The following is a 19,373-nucleotide window of genomic DNA, read 5'->3' as shown; positions in this document are numbered from 1 at the left end:
CTGCCCTCAGTCCCAGAGTCCCTGGATCCGCATGACGCCTGCGACCAGGCACATCACGGAGCCGATCCCGAGGAGCACGACGACGCCCGTGGGCATGCCCTGCTTCCGGAAGGAGTACACGCCGCCGGCCAGGAAGAGGCCGACGACGATCAATACGGTGTTGAGGCCGGTCACAGGGCGCCCTTCGTGGAGGGAAGGATTCCCGCGGCGCGCGGGTCGTGCTCGCTGGCGTAGCGCAGGGCGCGGGCCAGGGCCTTGAACTGGCACTCCACGATGTGGTGGGCGTTGCGGCCGTACGGGACGTGGACGTGCAGGGCGATCTGCGCCTGGGCGACGAAGGACTCCAGGATGTGCCGGGTCATCGTCGTGTCGTACTCGCCGATCATCGGCGCCATCTTCTCGGGCTCGGTGTGCACCAGGTACGGGCGGCCGGAGAGGTCGACGGTGACCTGGGCGAGCGACTCGTCCAGCGGGACCGTGCAGTTGCCGAAGCGGTAGATGCCGACCTTGTCGCCGAGCGCCTGCCTGAAGGCGGCACCGAGCGCGAGGGCGGTGTCCTCGATCGTGTGGTGCGAGTCGATGTGCAGGTCGCCCTCGGTCTTGACCGTGAGGTCGAAGAGGCCGTGGCGGCCGAGCTGGTCGAGCATGTGGTCGTAGAAGCCGACCCCGGTCGCGACATCGACCTTGCCGGTCCCGTCGAGGTTGATCTCGACGAGTACGGAGGTCTCCTTGGTGGTCCGCTCCACCCTGCCTACGCGGCTCATGCGTCGTGCTCCTTCTTCAGTTCGCGCACCGCATCGAGGAACGCGTCGTTCTCGGCCGGGGTTCCCGCGGAGACCCGCAGCCATCCCGGTACGCCGTTGTCCCGGACCAGGACGCCCCGGTCGAGGATCTGCCGCCAGGCGGTGCGGCTGTCGGGGAAGCGGCCGAACTGGACAAAGTTGGCGTCCGAGTCCGTGACGGCGAAGCCGAGCTCCCGCAGCCCGTCGACCAGCCGGTCGCGCTCGCTCTTGAGCTGCGCGACATACCCCAGCAGCGTATCGGTGTGCTCCAGGGCGGCGAGCGCGGTGGCCTGGGTGACGGAGGACAGGTGGTACGGCAGGCGCACCAGCTGGACCGCGTCGACGACGGCCGGGGCCGCGGCGAGGTAGCCCAGGCGCAGGCCCGCGGCGCCGAAGGCCTTGGACATGGTGCGCGAGAGCACCAGGTTCGTGCGGCCCTCGATCAGGGGGAGCAGCGAGGGGTGGTGGCTGAATTCGCCGTACGCCTCGTCGACGACGACCATCGAGGGCCGGGCGGCCTGGGCGGCGTCGTACAGGGCGAGGACGGTGTCCGCGTCGACGGCGGTGCCGGTGGGGTTGTTGGGCGAGGTGATGAAGACCACTTCGGGGCGGTGCTCGGCGATGGCCTTCTTCGCGGCGTCCACGTCGATGGTGAAGTCCTCGTTGCGCGGCCCGGAGATCCAGCCGGTGCCGGTGCCCCGGGCGATGAGGGCGTGCATCGAGTAGGAGGGCTCGAAGCCGATCGCGGTGCGCCCGGGGCCGCCGAAGGTCTGCAGCAGCTGCTGGAGCACCTCGTTGGAGCCGTTGGCCGCCCAGACGTTGGCCGGTCCGACCTCGTGCCCGGCGGTGCGGGTGAGGTAGCGGGCCAGCTCGGTGCGGAGCTCCACGGCGTCGCGGTCGGGGTAGCGGTTGAGGTCGCGGGCGGCCTCGCGGACCCGCTCGGCGATGCGGTCGACGAGCGCGTCGGGCAGCGGGTAGGGGTTCTCGTTGGTGTTCAGCCGGACCGGTACGTCGAGCTGGGGTGCCCCGTACGGGGACTGTCCGCGCAGCTCGTCGCGGATCGGCAGGTCGTCCCAGGGGTTGCGCGTGGTGCTGTCGTCGCTCACTGCTGCGGAACCTTCCAGCCGAACCTGGCCTTGAGTGCGGCGCCGTGGGCGGGGAGGTCCTCCGCCTCGGCGAGGGTCACCACGTGGTGGGTGACCTCGGCGAGCGCGTCACGGGTGTAGTCGACGATGTGGATGCCGCGCAGGAAGGACTGCACGGACAGGCCCGAGGAGTGGCAGGCGCAGCCGCCGGTGGGCAGGACGTGGTTGGAGCCGGCGCAGTAGTCGCCGAGGGAGACGGGCGACCAGGGGCCGACGAACACGGCTCCGGCGTTGCGGACCCGGCCGGCGACGGCGGCGGCGTTCTCCGTCTGGATCTCCAGGTGCTCGGCGGCGTACGCGTCGACGACCTTGAGGCCGTCCTCCAGGTCGTTGACCAGGACGATCGCGGACTGCCGGCCGGCCAGCGCGGGCTCGATCCGGTCCGTGACGTGCTTGGTCGCGGCGACCTGCGGCTTCAGCTCGGCCTCGGTGGCGGCGGCCAGCTCCTCGGAGTCGGTGACCAGGACCGCGGCGGCCATCGGGTCGTGCTCCGCCTGGCTGATCAGGTCGGCGGCGACGTGCACCGGGTCGGCGCTCGCGTCGGCGAGGATCGCGATCTCGGTGGGTCCGGCCTCGGCGTCGATGCCGATGCGGCCCTTGAGGAGGCGCTTGGCGGCGGCGACGTAGATGTTGCCGGGGCCGGTGACGAGGTTGACGGGCAGGCAGTCCTCGGTGCCGTACGCGAACATCGCGATGGCCTGGGCGCCGCCGGCCGCGTACACCTCGTCGACGCCGAGCAGGGCGCAGGCGGCGAGGATGGTGGGGTGCGGAAGGCCGCCGAAGTCCTTCTGGGGCGGGGAGGCGACGGCGATGCCCTCGACTCCGGCCTCCTGGGCAGGGACCACGTTCATGACGACGGACGAGGGGTAGACCGAACGCCCGCCCGGGACGTACAGCCCCACGCGCTCGACGGGCACCCACTTCTCGGTGACCGTGCCCCCGGGGACGACCTGGGTGGTGTGCGTGGTGCGGCGCTGCTCGCGGTGGACGAGGCGGGCGCGGCGGATCGACTCCTCCAGCGCCGCCCGCACGGCGGGATCGAGCGTGACCAGCGCCGCGGTGATCGCGCCGGCCGGGACCCGGATCGCGTCGACGCGTACGCCGTCGAGTTCCTCCCCCCACTCGATCACTGCCGCGGAGCCACGATGGCGTACGTCCTCGCAGATGGGCCGCACCGTCTCCAGGGCGGCTTCCACGTCGAACTCGGCACGGGGCAGCAGGTCGCGCAGGGCTCCGCCCTCGGGGAGGGCGGTGCCGCGCAGATCGATTCGAGAGATCACACCGCAATTCTCTCAGACCGGTCCCGGCGCCCGGTCGCCCGTATCACTGGCTGATATGTGTCCCGGCTGTCACTGCTGACCTTTAGCGTTCACGTCGTCACACAGCGGGAAGAACGACTGTACGAAGCGCGGGACGATCCACGCAGGCGGAGGTGAGGCAGTGACCGAGCCGCACGACGGCGAGATCCCTGACGGGCTCAGCGCGGCGGAGCTGGGCATGTGGCAGTCCTTCCGGAACGGCACGACCTACGATCTGCGCTCCCGCGACCCGGTGCGCGACGATCCGTTCGCGCCGCACATCTGGGGGCCGGAGCGGAGCGTCGGCGCCCGGACGGTGGCGCGGCTGCTGCTGAGCGGTCCGCCCGCGAGGCCGGGGCGGGTGGCGGCGCTGAAGCTCCGGGGCGTGCGCATCACCGGGAAGCTGGACCTGGCGGGTGGCCGGGTGTCTCCGTACGTGGAGTTGACCGGCTGCCGCTTCGAGCAGGAGGTGGTGTTCCCCGAGTGCCATTTCACGACCCTGCGGATGGTGGGCTGCGCGCTGCCGAGACTGGACGCCGCCCGGCTGCGCACGGAGGGTGATCTGCATCTGCCGCGCTGCCGGGTGGAGCGCGGCATCCGGCTCACCGACGCGCAGATCGGCACGGACCTGCTGATCAACCAGCTCAGCGTGGGCCACGACCAGCGGGGCCGCGCCTTCGTCGGCGACGGGATGTCGGTGGCCCAGGATCTGCAGGCCGAGATGATCGAGACGCGCGGCGAGCTGAGCCTGCGCGGGGCGAAGGTCGGCGGTTCGCTGAGCCTGCGGGGCAGCCGGCTGCGCGCCACCGACGGCCGGCGGGCGCTGAACGCCCCGCAGCTGAGCGTCGAGCGCACGCTGTACATGACCGAGGCCTGGGTGAGCATCGAGACGGGGAACCAGGGCACCACTCCCCCGTACGGCATCGCGCGCGGCATCGGCCCGGCCCGCGGGACCCGCTCGCAGGTCTTCGAGTGCCGGGGCGCGGTGCGGCTCGACGACGGGCGGTTCGGCGACGCGGTGGACGTGCACAAGGCCCGGTTCCTGCTGACCGGCGACGAGGAGCTCTCGCTGCGCCGGATCGTGACGCCGGAGCTGCGGTTCAACGCGGAGCGCCCGGAGGAGGGGAGGGTCGTGCTGAACGGAGCGAAGGTCGTCACGCTGATCGACGTGTCGACCAGCTGGCCGGGGCCGGGCGGGCTGGCGATGGGCGGCTTCGCCTACGAGAACCTCGTCCCGTACGGCCACTTCCCGCTCTCCCGGCGCCTGGAGTGGGTGCTGGCCGCGACGCCGGAGTACGTACCGGAGCCCTACGAGCGCCTCGCGGCCGTGCTCCGCAGCTGCGGGGAGGACGCGGACGCCCGCGAGGTGCTGCTCGCCAAGCAGCGGCGCCGCCGCGAGACGCTGCCGCCCGCGGCCAGGCTGTGGGGCTACCTGCAGGACTGGACTGTGGCGTACGGCTACCGGCCGGGCCGGGCCGCGGTGTGGATGGCGGTGCTGTGGGCGGCGGGTGCCGTGGCCTTCTCGCACTACCACCCGGCACCGATCAAGGGTGAGGAGCATCCGCAGTGGAACGCCCCTCTGTACGCGCTGGACCTGCTGGTGCCGGTGATCAATCTCGGGCAGGACGGCTACTGGCGCATGGAGGACGGCTGGCAGTGGGCTGCGGCGGCCCTCATCCTGCTGGGGTGGATACTGGCCACGACGGTGGCGGCGGGCGCCTCCCGGCTGCTGCGCCGCGGCTGATCCGCCGGTGTCTCCCCTCCGGCCGGATCTCCGGAGGGGACAGCGGTCGAAAGGCCTGTCGAGGCCCGCCCGGCGAGCGGGCCGAGTCGGCCGGGGCAGCGGAATCAAGCCGGACACCGACGCTTCCTTTGCCCTTTCTTGACCCTGTCCGGGGCAACCCCCGCACTCGCTACAGAAGCTTCACAGAGCTCCTCTGGCGCCGCCCCCACCAGGGCTTTTCAATGGCCTGCACCATGGCTTTCCTCCGCACACTGCTGAGTCCCGCGCGCGCGTTCCGGTACGGCCCCGGGCTGTCCGCCGGGCTGCCCGCGGACGACGCGGTGCTGCTCGACGCGCCCGACGAGCGGCTCTCCCCCGCGCTGGTCGCGGCCGCCCTGGGAGAGTTCGGACCCGTCGCGGAGCTCCTGGCCACCACACGCGACGGCGCCGAGTGGGAGACGCGCGACCGCTGCCTGTCGCAGCTGGTGGCCTTCGCCCGCAACCGCGACGGCTGGCTCACCGCGTGGCTGGCCGCCGCCCCGCGCGACCCGGACGCCCGGCTCGTCAAGGCCGGACTGGCCGTACGCCGCGCCTGGGACTCCCCCGCCCACGCCGAACTGTTGCGTGCGACGGCCCCGCTCATCACGGCGGCCGCCGAGGCCGACCCCCGCGACCCGGTGCCGTGGCGGCTCGCCCTGGACCACGCCCGCGGCACGCACGCCACGCACACGGTCTTCGAGTCGCTGTGGGAGCAGGCCGTACGCCGTTCCGCGCACCACTACGGCTGCCATGTCGCCGCACTCCAGTACCTCTCCGCCGCCTGGTACGGCTCGCACCGCGAATGCTTCGACTTCGCCGAGCGGGCCGCCGAGGACGCCGCGGCGGAGTCCCTGGTGCAGGCCCTCCCGGTACGGGCCGCCTTCGCACTGTTGTGCGACGATGAGGCCATCGGGCGGGCCACCTCCGTGCAGGAGGACCGGATCGACGCGGCGGCGGACCTCGCGATCGGGCTCTCCGCCCGCTTTCCGGCCGGTGATCCCTGGCCCGCGGAGGTCCGCAACCTCCTCGCCCACGTCCTGGTCGTACGGGGTCGCGCGGACGAGGCGCTGGAGCAGTTCCGGCTGATCGGGGCGCACGCCACCTCGTTCCCGTGGGCGGCCGTCCGCGACGACGCGCTCAGCGGATTCCTCGACGCGCGAGCCGGTGCCCGGCTTCGTGTGGCCTCTTCGGCGTCCCCGCGCGGACGGCCAGGACACGACGGGCTCCGCGGCCATTAGGCTTGACCGTTGTGACCACCGCTCGCCTTCCCCTCTTCCCGCTGAACGCGGTGCTGTTTCCCGGCCTCGTGCTGCCCCTCAACGTCTTCGAGGAGCGTTATCGCGCCATGATGCGCGAGCTGCTCACGATCGACGAGGACGAACCGCGCCGCTTCGTGGTGGTCGCCATCCGCGACGGCCGCGAGACCGCTCCGACGGCCACCGGGATGCCGGACACGGTCGCCGCCGCGCCCCCGGTCGAGCGCGCCCCGGCCGACGGCTTCGGGCCCGATCCGATCCAGACCTTCCACCGGGTCGGCTGCGTCGCGGACGCGGCGAAGATCCGTGAGCGCGCCGACGGCAGCTTCGAGGTCCTGGCGACCGGCACCACCCGGGTCCGGCTGCTCTCGGTCGACGCGAGCGGCCCGTTCCTGACGGCCGAGGTCGAGGACCTGCCGGAGAACCCCCAGGATGCCGAGGGGGACGACTCGTCCGCCGAGGAGGAGGCCGGAGCCCTCGCCGAGGGTGTCCTGCGGGCCTTCCGCGGCTATCAGAAGCGGCTCGCGGGAGCGAACGAGCGTTCCCTCACGACCGGGGCGAACCTGCCGGACGACCCGTCCGTGGTCTCCTACCTGGTGGCCGCCGCGGCCGTCATCGACGTCCCCACGAAGCAACGGCTGCTCCAGGCACCGGACACCGCGACCCGGCTGCGCGAGGAACTGGCGCTGCTGCGCAAGGAGACGGCCGTCATCCGGCACCTCCCCTCGCTGCCCGCTGTCGACCTGACCCGCGCTCCCACCCACCCCAACTGACCCGAGGAACCTGCCCGGTGGCGAAGAAGGCGAAGAAGCAGCAGTCCGGCGGCACCCCGGCCACGGTTGCACTGGCCGCGGCCGGCACCGCGTTCACGGTCCACGCCTACGCGCACGACCCGTCGGCCCCGTCCTACGGCGAGGAGGCCGCCGAGGCCCTCGGGGTCTCGCCCGACCGGGTGTTCAAGACCCTGGTCGCCGACGTGGACGGCGAGCTGGTCGTCGCGGTGGTGCCGGTCGCGGGGTCACTGGACCTGAAGGCGCTGGCGTCGGCGGTCGGCGGCAAGCGGGCGGCGATGGCGGACCCGGCGGCTGCGGAGCGCTCCACGGGTTACGTGCGGGGCGGCATCTCCCCGCTGGGCCAGCGCAAGCGACTGCGTACGGTGCTCGACGCGTCGGCGGGGGCGCACCCCACGATCTGCGTCTCGGCGGGCCGCCGCGGCCTGGAGGTCGAGCTGTCCCCGCAGGACCTCACCACCCTGACGAACGCCGTACTGGCCCCGGTCGGCCGCGGCTGACCGCATCGCCCGGCACCGAGCCGCGACGATTCCGGCCGGTGAGGCGGACAGGCCCTCCGCGGGCGCCCCGCCTTCGCCGCTACCCCCGCTCGGGCCACTCCCCCGGGGCCTTGCCGTCGTCACCGGCCCCGAACGCCGGCTCCGCCCCCGGCGCGGAGGAGTCCGAGCCCGACGTGGACGCGTACGGCTCCCCGTGCGGAAGCTCCCACTCCGGCTCGGGATCCCGCGGCCCGAACAGCGCCGTCAGCCCGAGGTGCACGATCATCGCCGCGATGGGCCAGGCGAGCATCGCCGCACCCACCGCGTGCAGTTCCAGCGGCGCGTCGAACGTGACCCCCTTGCCGACCTCCTTGGCGCGGGCCACCACGTCCGACGTCGGCCCGAACCAGGTGCCGGTCCCCCACGCCAGCAGGGAGCCGAGCAGCCCGCCCAGGGCCAGCCCCACCACCAGCGGGATGCCCCCGTTCCTGCGGAAGAGGAAGACGGCGGTGGCCGACACGAGGCCGAAGGCCAGGGCGAGCAGGACGAATGTGCCGTCGGCCCCGATCGCGTCCTCGCCCTCGCTGTTCTTGAGGAACACCGCCGTGTCGTCGGAGACCAGCGGTACCCGGGGGGCGAGCCACAGCCACAGCAGCCCGAGGACGATGCCCGCGGCCGTCAGGAGGACGGCGATCACGGCACCCTGCAGCAGCTCCGCGCGTGAATCCGCGGCGTCCAGCGGCTCCGGGCCGCCGGGGGCGGCATGGGATCCCGACGGCGGGACCTGCCAGGGATCGTGGGGCCGGGGCTGGTGCGGCGGCGTCAGCGGTGCGTTCACGGTGCCATCGTGCCAGGCCGTCCGGCACACCGCCTCACCGGACCGTCAGCGGACCGCCGCCCGGCGGTACGCCCAGGTCGCCACGGCCAGCGACAGCACACCCACCGCCGCGCACACCGCGAGGTCGAGAGCGACGACCGCCCAGTCGGGATGTGCGTCGAAGGACCGGGACAGCGCCTCGACCCCGTACGTCGAGGGCAGCAGATCACGCGCCCAGCCGACCGGCTCGGGCAGCCGCTCGGCGGGCAGGACGCCCAGCAGCAGCGCGGCGGACATGCCCAGCTGCCCGAGCAGCGTCGCCAGCTCCTGACGCGGCGCCAGCAGCCCCAGTGCGGCGCCCAGCCCGGAGAGCGCGGCCCCGGACAGCGGGACGACCGCGACGAGCACCCACAGATGCGTCATGGGCAGCCCGAACAGCACGCTCCCCGTCACCGCCGTGACGATCGTGCCGGGCACGGTGAACGAGGCGTACGCCCCGGCGGCCCCCAGCACCACCGCGGCCGGCGGCACCGGCAGTGTGGCGTAGTGGTCGAGACCGCCGTCCGCGCGCAGCCGGCCGAAGTACTGGGCCAGCAGGTTCAGCGCCACGAAGGCCACGACCAGCACGCTGGATCCCGCGACCACGGCCCGCGCCTCGGCGCCGCCGTCGACGACCCCGCGCATCAGCACCATGATCCCGATGGACTGGAAGGTCGCCACGAACAGCAGCGGGATCCGGGCGACCCGCGCCCGCGACAGCTGTGCCCGGTACACGGCCGCCATCGAGGGCAGCAGCCGGGCCCGGGGCGCGAGGGGCGCGGGCGCCGTACGGACCGGTCCGCCGGAGGTGGTCGAGGCCACCGGTCCGGACACCTTCGTCCTGGTCCCCGTGGCCTCCGTGGGAACGATGCTCGTCACCTGGCGCTGATCCCCTTCGACTTCGACACGTTCGTGTTCACACCTTCACCAGTCCCTCGGCGGCTCTGGCCGCGTCCCCGCCGAGCGCCAGGTAGACGTCCTCCAGGCTCGGCGTGGCCAGCGTGAAGTCGTCCAGCGAGGAGAACGCGGCCCCGCCGGTCACGGCGGCGACCGCCGCCCGCGCCTCGTCGGGGCCGAGCCGCAGCACCCAGCGGCGTCCCGACTCCTGCGCGGACGCGCGCAGCGCGGCCACCTCCGGGACGTCCAGCGGGGCGCGCTCACGCCAGACCAGCTCGACCCGGACCTCGCCCGCCACCCGCTCCTTGAGCCCGGCCGGGGTGTCGCAGGCGATGACCCTGCCCCGTTCCATGACCGCGACCCGGTCGAGCACGGTCTCGGCCTCGATCACGTTGTGGGTCACGAGCAGGACCGTCGCGCCGTGCTCGGCCCGCCGCCGGTCGACGGCGGACCAGACGGCGCGCCGGGCGACGGGGTCCATTCCCGTCGTCGGTTCGTCCAGGACGAGGACGGGCCGCTCCCCGACCAGCGTGGCGGCGAAGCAGGCGAGCCGCCGCTGACCGCCGGACAGCTTGTTCAGGGGGCGCCCGGCAAGCTCGGTGAGCCCCAGCTCCTCGAGTACGGCGTCGCGCTCGGCCCGCGCCTCCCGCACCGGCAGCCCCCTGAGCCGCCCGGTGGTCTCGGCGGCGAGGGACACCGTCAGTTCGTCGAGTGCGGTGGACTCCTGCCCGAGGTAGCCGATCAGCCGGGAGGCCCGCTCGGGGTGGCGTACGAGATCGTGGCCCAGCACCTCGACGCTGCCGGAGTCGGGCCGCATCAGCCCGGTCAGCTGGCGTACGAGCGTGGACTTGCCCGCACCGTTGGGTCCGAGCAGTCCGAAGATCTCGCCGCGCCGCACATCGAGGCTGATCCCGTCGGTGGCGCGCACCTCGGGGGTGGCCGCGCGTCCGCGTCGGCCGCTGACGGCGGGATAGGTCCTGACCAGATCACGCACCGCGCACACGGTCCCGGTCTGTGCCTGTGCTGTGCCGGTACTCACGAGGTACGAGAGTACGGGGTCGGATGCCCCGTATCGCGCCCGGGGCCGGGCAGCACCGTCCCGCCTACCCCCCTGCGGGGGCGTGCTCGGCGGCGGCCCGTACATCGATCTCACGCCAGAATCCCGCCCGGATGGCATAACGGTCGTGCTCGTCGATCTGGTCGTCCTTGTGCGCGAGCAGCCCGAAGCGGGCCGCGTACCTCAGGAGCTCGCCGTCGATGCGGTGCGGGATGCGGGGGTAGAGGGTGGACAGCTTCTGCAGATGGACGGTCTCCGGCAGCCGTTCCATCCAGCGCCGGGCGAAGACCTGGCCTACCTCGAAGGGGTCGCCGCCGACGGTGGTGATGTCCTCCTCCCGGTCCGCCCAGCGCTGTTCGGCGCTGGTGAGCTGGGCCAGGGTGGGCAGGGAAGCGGTCTCGGCCGGTTCGCCGAGGGGGCCGCCGCGCTCCACCCAGCCCCGGTCCGACGACCAGCGCAGCGTCGCGTTGGCGGCGGGCGGCTGGACGGGGTGCGTGGCCTGGGCCCCCGGGGCGCGCAGGCTCGCCAGGTCCTTGGGGGTGGGGACGCCCTTGTGGCCGGGGGCGGGCTGCGGATGGGCGGTGACCCCGTCGGCCGGCGCGCCGGTGCCGTTGCGGGCGGCTGCCGCCTGCGCCTCGGACGCCCGCTCGGCCGAGGCCGCGAGGGCGGCCTCGGGCAGCGGCGCGGAGAGGATCGCGGCGATCTCGGGACGCGGCACGGGCGGCGGCGCGCACACGCCGCCGGTGTCCTTGGCCCGTACCGCCTTGGTGATCCAGGCCCGGTCCAGCACCCGCCGTTCGTCGGCCTCGGCGACGAGGTCCTCGGACTGGTTGTAGTCGCCGTCGGCGGCCTGGACGGCCCAGAGGTGGACGGCCACCCCGTGTTCCTTGGCGGACATCAGTCCGGGCAGCAGATCGCCGTCGCCGGTCACGAGCACCACGTCGGAGCAGGCGCGGTTTCTGGCCAGCTCGGTGAGCTCGGCGTGCATCGCCGCGTCGACGCCCTTCTGCGCCCAGCGTCCGTCACTGCGGGTGAGGGCCCCCAGCCGAACGGTGACCCTCGGCATCACGCGCAGCCGGCGGTGCTCGGGCTGGGGTACGCGGTCGGGGGCGCCGTCGAACCAGTAGATGCGCAGCAGCGGCTGTTCCGTGTCGGCCTCGGCACGCTCACGCAGGCCCTGGATCAGGGCGGCGTGGTCGACGGTGATGCGGGACCGGGCGGGCTCCCCGGCCAGCAGGCTCGCGGCTGCGCCCAGCAGATAGCCGGCGTCCACCAGGACGACGCAACGGTCCACGCGTTCCACCCTCTTCCAGGAATTCGGGAACGGATTCGGCGGACCCGGTCGTGGGGGGTGGGTCCGCTTGCTCGGGGTTCGCTTACTCAGGGTTTCCTTCGAGTCTGCCCGACCGTACGGGCGTTGACGTCCGGAACTCGATCATCGGCGTGGCGGATCCGGGAAACGGCGCATCATACCGCCCGGATTACACTGGGTAATGATCCAACATGCGGCATATGAGGTGCTATGTGAGTCTGACATCGGTCCTGGCCCCGAGATTCCCCACAGGAGGCATCACCATGGCCAAGAACAAGAACCGCAAGCAGGGCAGCCAGCACGACCGCGCGTCCGCCGCGGAGCGTGGTGCGGAGGAGGCGAAGTCGACGGCGTACGAGTCGCAGACCCAGCCGCAGTCGCAGGCCCAGGGCAGCCCCGCCGACGTTGCCCGTAAGCACCAGCGGCGCTTCGGCCACAACTGACCGGTTCCTAGGGCCGACAGGCCGAGAGGGGCGCCCCGCCGGTCGCGGGGCGCCCCTCTCGCTGCTCCGGGGAGTCTCTCAGCCGGCCAGGCAGGACGGGCCGAGCAGCACCTTCAGGTCCCCGAAGAGGGCCGGGTCGGGCTTGACCCGGTGCCGGTCGAGCCGGAGCACGGTGGTCTTGCGGGGGCCCTGGAGCCTGATGCGCACCTCGGTGTCGCCCCGGTGGCTGCTGAGCACCTCACCGAGCCGGCTGACCATGGGCGGGGTGATCTTGACCGTGGGGATGGTCAGCACGACCGGCGCGTTGGTCCCGGCCGACGAGATGTCGGGGACCTGCATCTCCATGGCGACGAGGCGCGGCACGTCCTCGCGCTTGTCGAGGCGCCCCTTGACGAAGACGACGGTGTCCTCGACGAGCTGGGTGGAGACCAGCTGGTAGGTCGCGGGGAAGAACATGCACTCGATGGAGCCCGCGAGGTCCTCAACGGTGGCGATGGCCCAGGCGTTGCCCTGCTTGGTCATCTTGCGCTGGAGGCCGGAGATGATGCCGCCGACCGTGACGATCGCGCCGTCGGAGTGCTCGCCGCCCGTGAGCTGCGAGATCGCGGCGTCCGACTTGTCGGACAGGACGTGCTCCAGCCCGAAGAGCGGGTGGTCGGAGACGTACAGGCCGAGCATCTCGCGCTCCTGCGCGAGCAGGTAGGACTTCTCCCACTCGATGTCGGAGAACTCCACGTCGAGCCCGAAGCCCGGCTCGTCGCTGTCCTCCTCGCCGCCGCCGAAGAGGTCGAACTGCCCCTCGGCCTCCTTGCGCTTGACCTGCACCACGTTGTCGATCATCGGCTCGTGGTGGGCGACGAGGCCCTTGCGGGTGTGGCCCATCTCGTCGAAGGCGCCGGCCTTGATGAGCGACTCGACGGTGCGCTTGTTGCAGACGACCGCCTCCACCTTGTCCAGGAAGTCCGGGAACGTGGAGTACTTCCCCTTCGCCTTTCGGCACCGGATGATCGAGTCGACGACGTTCTGGCCGACGTTGCGGATGGCGGTCAGGCCGAAGAGGATCACGTCGTCGCCCTGGGCGGCGAAGTTCGACTCGGACTCGTTGACGTTGGGCGGGAGCACCTTGATGCCCATGCGGCGGCACTCGTTGAGGTAGACCGCCGACTTGTCCTTGTCGTCCTTGACCGAGGTCAGCAGGGCCGCCATGTACTCGGCCGGGTAGTTGGCCTTGAGGTACGCGGTCCAGTAGGTGACCAGGCCGTACGCGGAGGAGTGCGCCTTGTTGAAGGCGTATCCGGCGAACGGGACCAGGACGTCCCACAGGGCCTTGATCGCCGCGTCGGAGAAGCCGTTCTTCTTCGCCCCCGCCTCGAAGAGGACGAAGTTCTTCGCCAGCTCGTCGGCCTTCTTCTTGCCCATCACGCGGCGCAGGATGTCTGCCTCGCCGAGCGAGTAGCCGGCGACGATCTGGGCGGCCTTCTGCACCTGCTCCTGGTAGACGATCAGACCGTAGGTGAGGCCGAGGACCTCCTTGAGGGGCTCCTCCAGCTCCGGGTGGATCGGGGTGATCTCCTGGCGGCCGTTCTTGCGCTCCGCGTAGTTCGTGTGCGAGTTCATTCCCATCGGGCCCGGCCGGTAGAGGGCCGAGACGGCGGAGATGTCCTCGAAGTTGTCGGGCTGCATCTGGCGCAGCAGCGAACGCATGGGCCCGCCGTCGAACTGGAACACCCCGAGCGTGTCGCCGCGGCACAGCAGCTCGTACGTCTTGGGGTCGTCCAGCGGGAGCGCGAGCATCTCCAGGTCGACGCCCTTGTTGGCCTTCACCATCTTGATGGCGTCGTCCATGATCGTCAGGTTGCGCAGGCCCAGGAAGTCCATCTTGAGCAGGCCGAGCGACTCGCACTGGGGGTAGTCCCACTGCGTGATCGTCACACCGTCGGTGTGCCGCACCCAGATCGGCGCGTGATCGACGATCGGCTCGCTGGACATGATCACGCCGGCCGCGTGCACACCCATCTGCCGGACCAGGCCCTCCACACCCTTCGCGGTGTCGATGACCTTCTTGACGTCCGGCTCGTTCTCGTACATCCCCCGGATCTCGCCCGCCTCGCTGTAGCGCGGGTGCTTCGGGTCGGTGATGCCGTTGAGGTCGATGCCCTTGCCGAGGACGTCGGCGGGCATGGCCTTGGTCAGGCGGTCGCCCATCGCGTACGGGTAGCCGAGGACGCGCGCGGAGTCCTTGATGGCGTTCTTGGCCTTGATCTTGCCGTAGGTGCCGATCATGGCGACCTTGTCCGCGCCGTACTTCTCGGTCACGTACCTGATCACCTCGACGCGCCTGCGCTCGTCGAAGTCGATGTCGACATCGGGCATGGAGACGCGCTCGGGGTTGAGGAAGCGCTCGAAGATCAGCCCGTGCGTGATCGGGTCGAGGTCGGTGATGCCCATGGCGTACGCGACGATCGAGCCGGCGGCGGAACCACGGCCGGGGCCGACCGCGATGCCGTTGTTCTTGGCCCACATGATGAAGTCGGCGACGACGAGGAAGTACCCCGGGAACCCCATCTGGATGATGATGTCCATCTCGTACTCGGCCTGCTTCTGCCGGTCCTCGGGGACACCGCCGGGGTAGCGGCGGCCCATGCCGACGCGGACCTCCTCCTGGAACCAGGTGACCTCGGTGAAGCCGTCCGGGATGTCGAACTTCGGCATCAGGTCGCGCTTCTCGAACATGCCCGTGGTGTCGATCTGCTGCGCGACCAGCAGGGTGTTCGCGCAGCCCTCCTGCCAGGCGTCCGAGGAGTCGACGGCGTACATCTCGTCCGTCGTCTTCAGGTAGTAGCCCGTGCCGTCGAAGCGGAAGCGGTCCGGGTCGGAGAGGTTCTTGCCGGTCTGGATGCAGAGCAGCGCGTCGTGCGCGGTCGCCTCGCTGGCGTAGGTGTAGTGCGAGTCGTTCGTCACGAGCGGCGGGATGTTCAGCTTCCTGCCGATCTGGAGGAGCCCGTCACGGACCCGGCGCTCGATCTCGATGCCGTGGTCCATCAGCTCCAGGAAGTACTTCCCCTCGCCGAAGATGTCCTTGTAGTCGGAGGCGGCCTGGACCGCCTCGTCGAACTGTCCGAGCCGCAGCCGGGTCTGCACCTCGCCGGAGGGGCACCCGGTGGAGGCGATCAGGCCCTCGGACCACTGGGCGATGGTCTCCTTGTCCATCCTCGGCCACTTCTGCAGCCAGCCTTCGGCGTAGGCGTCCGAGGAGAGCTTGAAGAGGTTGTGCAGCCCGGTGCTGTTCGACGCCCAGATCGTCTTGTGCGTGTATCCACCGGAGCCGGACACGTCGTCACGCTTCTGGTGCGGCTGGCCCCACTGGATCTTGCGCTTGTGCTTGCGCGACTCGGGGGCGACGTAGGCCTCGATCCCGATGATGGGCGTCACCCCGGCCTTCGTCGCCGAGTGGAAGAAGTCGTACGCCCCGTGGAGGTTGCCGTGGTCGGTCATCGCGATGTGCGACATGCCCATCGTGTTGCACGCCTCGAACATGTCCTTGAGCCGCGCGGCACCGTCCAGCAGCGAGTACTGGGTGTGGACGTGCAGGTGCGTGAAGGGCGGCTTGGCCACGGCTCTGTGCCTCCGGGTCGTTGTCGAGGGCGGCGCGCGAGGCGCCTCGATGAAGGGTGGTGATCGGGCGACGGCCGGCAGATGACGGCTTGGGGGGACAGCGTGGAAGTCTACGTCTCCGAGGTGACAGGTGACGGGCACTCCGGGGTACGGTCGCGCGTTGGAAGGGCGGGGACACCCGCCCCATTTGTCATGACCGCCATGTAGCAGGAGGCACCCAGCGATGTCGGACACGCAGACCCGCGCGGAGCAGCGCGGGGAGCAGATTCTCGCCGTTTTCGACACCGCTTTCGGTGAGCTCCTGGCCGCCGATCCCGCCGCCTTCCGGGTGAAGTTCCGCAAGATGGCCGGTTCGGCCTTCGCCTTCTACCGGGGCTCCGCCGGGCTGTTCTACGCCGATCTGGACCGTGAGCAGCACAGCGGCCCGTATCTCGACGAGCGTACGAGCCGGGTGTGGATCCACGGCGATCTCCATGCGGAGAATTTCGGCACGTACATGGACGCCAACGGCCGGCTGGTCTTCAACGTCAACGACTTCGACGAGGCCTACGTCGGCCCGTTCACCTGGGACCTCAAGCGCTTCGCGGCCTCCGTGGCCCTGATCGGCTACGCGAAGGCGCTGAGCGACGACCAGATCAGCGAGCTGGTCGGGGTCTACGCCGCCGCGTACCGGGAGCGCATCCACGCCCGGGCGACGGGCGCGAAGAACGACGAGGTCCCGCCCTTCACCCTGGACACCGCCGAGGGCCCGCTGCTGGGCGCGCTCCGTGCCGCCCGTTCGCTGACCCGGTTCGGGCTGCTGGACTCGATGACGGAGATCCGGGACTTCGAGCGCAGGTTCGCCGCCGGCGGCGGTGCGATCGACCTGGACGCCGCGACGCGCTACAAGGTGCTCGCCGCGTTCGACGGCTACCTGGAGACGCTCCCCGAGTCGAGCCTGACCCGGCCCGACTCGTACCGGGTGAAGGACGTCGTCGGCCGCCGCGGCATCGGCATCGGGTCGGCCGGCCTGCCCTCGTACAACATCCTCCTGGAGGGCAACAGCGACGCCCTGGAGAACGACGTGGTGATCTACCTCAAGCAGGCGCAGACCCCGGCGGTCTCCCGGCACATCGGCGACGCGGCCGTACGGGACTACTTCCAGCACGAGGGGCACCGCACGGTGATCTCGCAGCGCGCCCTGCAGGCGCACGCCGACCCGTGGCTGGGCTGGACCGAGCTGGACGGGGCGGGCCAGCTGGTCGCCGAGGTCTCGCCGTACGCGGTCGATCTGGACTGGTCCGACATCGACGAGCCGGAGGAGGTCGCGGCGGTCGTCGCCGATCTCGGCCGGGCCACGGCGACGATGCACTCGGCGGCGGACGACGAGAGCGGGCACTCGCTGGTGCCGTTCTCCACGGAGCGCGCGATCGACGCGGCCATCGCCGCGGACGAGGAGGGCTTCGTGGAACTGCTGGTCGACTTCGCGCACGGCTACGGCGCCCGCGCCCGTGCCGATCATCAGATCTTCGTGGACCTCTTCCGCAACGGCCGTATCCCGGGGCTGTAGGACCCGGCCGACGGCCTTAGGGCTCGTTTTACGGGGACGCATGGCACACTCTGCGGCGATGGACGTATCAGGGAAGCAGATCAGGGCGGTACGCGCGGCGCTGTTCACCGCGCTCGTCGTGACGCTCTCCTCCACGTCCCATGTGCTCCTCTCCCGGGTCCCGCTGCCGCTCACGGCGGTCGCGCTGCTGGCCGGTGCCGTCTTCGCCGTGGCGTTCGCGCTGGCGGGCCGGGAGCGCGGCTACGGGGCGATCGCCGGGCTGCTGGTCCCGCTGGAGCTGGCCGCCGACACGGTGTTCACCACCGGACAGCACCTCTGCTACGGGGCGGCGGGCGGCCCGATCGCGGGCCCGCTGCGTTCCGTGGGCGTGGACCTGCTCTGCGGCGGCGAGGCGCCCGTGCCGCTCACCGGTGTCGCCGCCGTGGGTGCGCCGCTGGCCGGGGTGAGCGCCACGGGGGACCGGGCGGCCGCCCTGCTGGCCTCTCCGGGCCCCGCCGTGCCGTGGCTGCTGCTGGCCGTCCACGTGGCGGTGGGCCTGCTGGCCGCGGCCTGGCTGTGGCACGGTGAGGCGGCGCTGGCGGGCCTGCTGCGCGCGGCGGCCGCCGTCGCGTTCCGGCCGCTGCTGACCGCGGCCGCCGTGGCCGGGACCGCCCGGCCGCTCGTACGCCGCGACGCCCGCTCCGCCGGGCGGCCCGGCCCGCTCTTCCCTGCCCGCCTCCTGGTGCACTCCGTGGGACGGAGGGGACCGCCGAGCTCGGCTCCCGTCACAGCCTGAGCACACGGCGACACCCCCCGAGACCACCCCCACGCACACCGGAGAGCACACATGAGCAACCGCAACAGCCAGGCCAACAAGCAGGCCGCCCGCGAGCGGCTGCGCGCCGAGCGCGAGCGCCAGGCCAAGAAGGACAAGGCACGCAAGCAGGTCGTCGTCGCCGTCTCGGTGGTCGGCGTGCTCGCGGTCGTGGGCGGCATCGCCTACGGCGTGTCGCAGCTGAACAAGCCCTCCGCCTGGGAGGCCGCCGCCGACGCGAAGAACGTGACGGCGCCGAAGAACACCTCGGGCGACGACGGCACGACCGTCGTGATCGGCGAGTCCTCCGCCAAGAAGACCCTGGAACTGTACGAGGACTCGCGCTGCCCGATCTGCGCCACGTTCGAGCAGGGGGTCGGCGAGACGATCGCCGAGGACGTCGAGGCGGGCAAGTACAGGATCAAGTACGTCGGTGCGACCTTCATCGACAACACGGACAACGGCGAGGGCTCGAAGAACGCCCTGAGCGCGCTGGGTGCGGCGCTCGACGTGAGCCCCGAGGCCTTCCTCGACTACAAGGCCGCGCTGTACTCCGCGAAGTACCACCCGCAGGAGAGCGAGGACAAGTTCGCCAAGGACGACTTCCTGATCGAGGTGGCGAACTCGGTGGACGCGCTCAAGGGCAACAAGGCGTTCGAGAAGGACGTCGAGGACGGTACGTACGACGCCTGGGCGATCAAGATGTCCAAGGCCTTCGACAAGAGTGGGGTGCAGGGCACACCGACGCTGATGATGGACGGCAAGAAGGTCACCGCCGAGGGCAGCGAGAACGCCCCCATGACGGAGGCCGAGTTCACCGCGGCGATCACCAAGGCCCTGAAGGGCTGACGGGAGAAGCTCCGGCGCACCGGAGGCAGGACTTCGGGTACCGGATCACCGACAGGCGGGCGAACCTTTCTGGTTCGCCCGCCTGTTCGCTCTACGCGCCGGCCGGGTACCGCTCCGAGACCGGTCGACGGTTCCGCGTCCCGGCCGCCGCACGGCCGTCAGGGCCGCGGCCACGGTTTCGCCGCCCCCTCACCACCGGCCCGTGAGGGGGCGGCGGAGGCCGCCGACCGCCACATGGACTCGCGGGCCACGAGGTCCCCGACGCGACCGCCGAGCGCTCACGGACGGGCCGCTACGCGGTCTTCGACCAGGACGAGAGTCAGGCCGCGGTGTCCTGGGTCCGCTCGCACCGCACGCTCAGCGGCATCCGGAAGATCCAGAAGGCCGACCACCGGGGGGCCGACCGATCAAATCCAGCCACTCGCGATCCCGCGAGGAGCAGTAACGCCGTTGACCACGAACGGTGCCACCCATGGACCGAATCCGGAC

Annotated in this window: 17 protein-coding genes; 8 read left to right on the top strand and 9 right to left on the bottom strand. The window is 71.6% G+C overall.

Going from position 1 to position 19,373, the window contains the following annotated elements:
• Positions 1–6: 6 nt before the first annotated feature.
• The 4 genes from AB0F38_RS04425 to hisD are packed head-to-tail and all read right to left on the bottom strand — an operon-like array spanning position 7 to position 3,207.
• Positions 7–174: a hypothetical protein gene (locus AB0F38_RS04425; protein WP_361886380.1), complete on the bottom strand. Its 168-nt coding sequence runs from the start codon at positions 172–174 to the stop codon at positions 7–9.
• Positions 171–764, bottom strand: a complete 594-nt coding sequence (gene hisB / locus AB0F38_RS04420; protein ID WP_099176212.1) for an imidazoleglycerol-phosphate dehydratase HisB — start codon at positions 762–764, stop codon at positions 171–173. The genes AB0F38_RS04425 and hisB overlap by 4 nt, the downstream gene beginning before the upstream one ends.
• Positions 761–1,888, bottom strand: coding sequence for a histidinol-phosphate transaminase (locus AB0F38_RS04415; RefSeq protein ID WP_361886376.1), 1,128 nt, complete (start codon positions 1,886–1,888; stop codon positions 761–763). The genes hisB and AB0F38_RS04415 overlap by 4 nt, the downstream gene beginning before the upstream one ends.
• Entirely contained in the window at positions 1,885–3,207 is a 1,323-nt protein-coding gene (gene hisD, locus AB0F38_RS04410) for a histidinol dehydrogenase (RefSeq protein ID WP_361886373.1), read from the bottom strand. Before hisD ends, AB0F38_RS04415 begins: the two co-directional genes overlap by 4 nt.
• 160 nt (positions 3,208–3,367) lie before the next feature.
• Between hisD and AB0F38_RS04405 the strand changes: the two genes are divergently transcribed.
• The 4 genes from AB0F38_RS04405 to ybaK all read left to right on the top strand — a co-directional run bounded on the left by AB0F38_RS04405 (position 3,368) and on the right by ybaK (position 7,534).
• Complete coding sequence (locus AB0F38_RS04405; protein ID WP_361886370.1) at positions 3,368–4,969, top strand: oxidoreductase; 1,602 nt, start codon at positions 3,368–3,370, stop codon at positions 4,967–4,969.
• Between the two features lie 221 nt (positions 4,970–5,190).
• Positions 5,191–6,225: a hypothetical protein gene (locus AB0F38_RS04400; RefSeq protein WP_361886367.1), complete on the top strand. Its 1,035-nt coding sequence runs from the start codon at positions 5,191–5,193 to the stop codon at positions 6,223–6,225.
• Positions 6,226–6,236: 11 nt separating this feature from the next.
• Entirely contained in the window at positions 6,237–7,016 is a 780-nt protein-coding gene (locus tag AB0F38_RS04395) for an LON peptidase substrate-binding domain-containing protein (RefSeq protein WP_361886364.1), read from the top strand.
• A 17-nt stretch (positions 7,017–7,033) separates the two neighbouring features.
• Positions 7,034–7,534 (top strand): Cys-tRNA(Pro) deacylase, encoded by a 501-nt coding sequence (gene ybaK / locus AB0F38_RS04390; protein ID WP_361886361.1) that lies wholly within the window; start codon positions 7,034–7,036, stop codon positions 7,532–7,534.
• A gap of 79 nt (positions 7,535–7,613) precedes the next feature.
• Here the strand turns inward: ybaK and AB0F38_RS04385 are convergent, their stop codons facing one another.
• The 4 genes from AB0F38_RS04385 to AB0F38_RS04370 form a co-directional block, all read right to left on the bottom strand.
• Positions 7,614–8,351 carry an ABC transporter permease gene (locus AB0F38_RS04385; protein ID WP_361886358.1) on the bottom strand — a complete coding sequence of 246 codons (738 nt, stop codon included), beginning with the start codon at positions 8,349–8,351 and terminating at the stop codon, positions 7,614–7,616.
• A 45-nt stretch (positions 8,352–8,396) separates the two neighbouring features.
• The gene (locus AB0F38_RS04380) at positions 8,397–9,113 is read right to left on the bottom strand and encodes an ABC transporter permease (RefSeq protein WP_361886777.1); all 717 of its coding nucleotides are present in this window, start codon (positions 9,111–9,113) and stop codon (positions 8,397–8,399) included.
• Between the two features lie 172 nt (positions 9,114–9,285).
• Complete coding sequence (locus AB0F38_RS04375; RefSeq protein ID WP_361886774.1) at positions 9,286–10,269, bottom strand: ABC transporter ATP-binding protein; 984 nt, start codon at positions 10,267–10,269, stop codon at positions 9,286–9,288.
• Between the two features lie 100 nt (positions 10,270–10,369).
• Positions 10,370–11,626 (bottom strand): NYN domain-containing protein, encoded by a 1,257-nt coding sequence (locus tag AB0F38_RS04370; RefSeq protein WP_361886355.1) that lies wholly within the window; start codon positions 11,624–11,626, stop codon positions 10,370–10,372.
• A gap of 272 nt (positions 11,627–11,898) precedes the next feature.
• Here AB0F38_RS04370 and AB0F38_RS04365 point away from each other — a divergent pair, with 272 nt between their 5' ends.
• Entirely contained in the window at positions 11,899–12,078 is a 180-nt protein-coding gene (locus AB0F38_RS04365; protein WP_361886352.1) for a hypothetical protein, read from the top strand.
• A gap of 78 nt (positions 12,079–12,156) precedes the next feature.
• Here the strand turns inward: AB0F38_RS04365 and dnaE are convergent, their stop codons facing one another.
• Positions 12,157–15,693 (bottom strand): DNA polymerase III subunit alpha, encoded by a 3,537-nt coding sequence (gene dnaE, locus AB0F38_RS04360; RefSeq protein WP_361886349.1) that lies wholly within the window; start codon positions 15,691–15,693, stop codon positions 12,157–12,159.
• Between the two features lie 223 nt (positions 15,694–15,916).
• Between dnaE and AB0F38_RS04355 the strand changes: the two genes are divergently transcribed.
• From AB0F38_RS04355 to AB0F38_RS04345, 3 genes are read left to right on the top strand one after another with little or no spacing between them, the layout of a single operon-like run.
• Positions 15,917–17,242 carry a DUF2252 domain-containing protein gene (locus AB0F38_RS04355; protein WP_361886346.1) on the top strand — a complete coding sequence of 442 codons (1,326 nt, stop codon included), beginning with the start codon at positions 15,917–15,919 and terminating at the stop codon, positions 17,240–17,242.
• A 58-nt stretch (positions 17,243–17,300) separates the two neighbouring features.
• Positions 17,301–18,017, top strand: a complete 717-nt coding sequence (locus tag AB0F38_RS04350) for a hypothetical protein (RefSeq protein WP_361886343.1) — start codon at positions 17,301–17,303, stop codon at positions 18,015–18,017.
• Between the two features lie 51 nt (positions 18,018–18,068).
• Complete coding sequence (locus tag AB0F38_RS04345; RefSeq protein ID WP_361886340.1) at positions 18,069–18,884, top strand: DsbA family protein; 816 nt, start codon at positions 18,069–18,071, stop codon at positions 18,882–18,884.
• Positions 18,885–19,373: the final 489 nt, after the last annotated feature.

The organism is Streptomyces sp. NPDC025273 (assembly GCF_040638585.1).
In the GTDB taxonomy this organism is placed as follows: domain Bacteria; phylum Actinomycetota; class Actinomycetes; order Streptomycetales; family Streptomycetaceae; genus Streptomyces; species Streptomyces cinereorectus.
The sequence above is the reverse complement of the archived record's forward strand: the minus strand, read 5'-3'. Positions and strand labels throughout refer to the sequence as shown.

Coding starts and splice junctions, on each gene's coding strand:
- AB0F38_RS04355 (WP_361886346.1), top strand. CDS start 15,917: ATGTCGGACACGCAGACCCGCGCGGAGCAGCGCGGGGAGCAGATTCTC.
- hisB (WP_099176212.1), bottom strand. CDS start 764: ATGAGCCGCGTAGGCAGGGTGGAGCGGACCACCAAGGAGACCTCCGTA.
- AB0F38_RS04365 (WP_361886352.1), top strand. CDS start 11,899: ATGGCCAAGAACAAGAACCGCAAGCAGGGCAGCCAGCACGACCGCGCG.
- AB0F38_RS04345 (WP_361886340.1), top strand. CDS start 18,069: ATGAGCAACCGCAACAGCCAGGCCAACAAGCAGGCCGCCCGCGAGCGG.
- AB0F38_RS04350 (WP_361886343.1), top strand. CDS start 17,301: ATGGACGTATCAGGGAAGCAGATCAGGGCGGTACGCGCGGCGCTGTTC.
- AB0F38_RS04380 (WP_361886777.1), bottom strand. CDS start 9,113: ATGGCGGCCGTGTACCGGGCACAGCTGTCGCGGGCGCGGGTCGCCCGG.
- AB0F38_RS04400 (WP_361886367.1), top strand. CDS start 5,191: ATGGCCTGCACCATGGCTTTCCTCCGCACACTGCTGAGTCCCGCGCGC.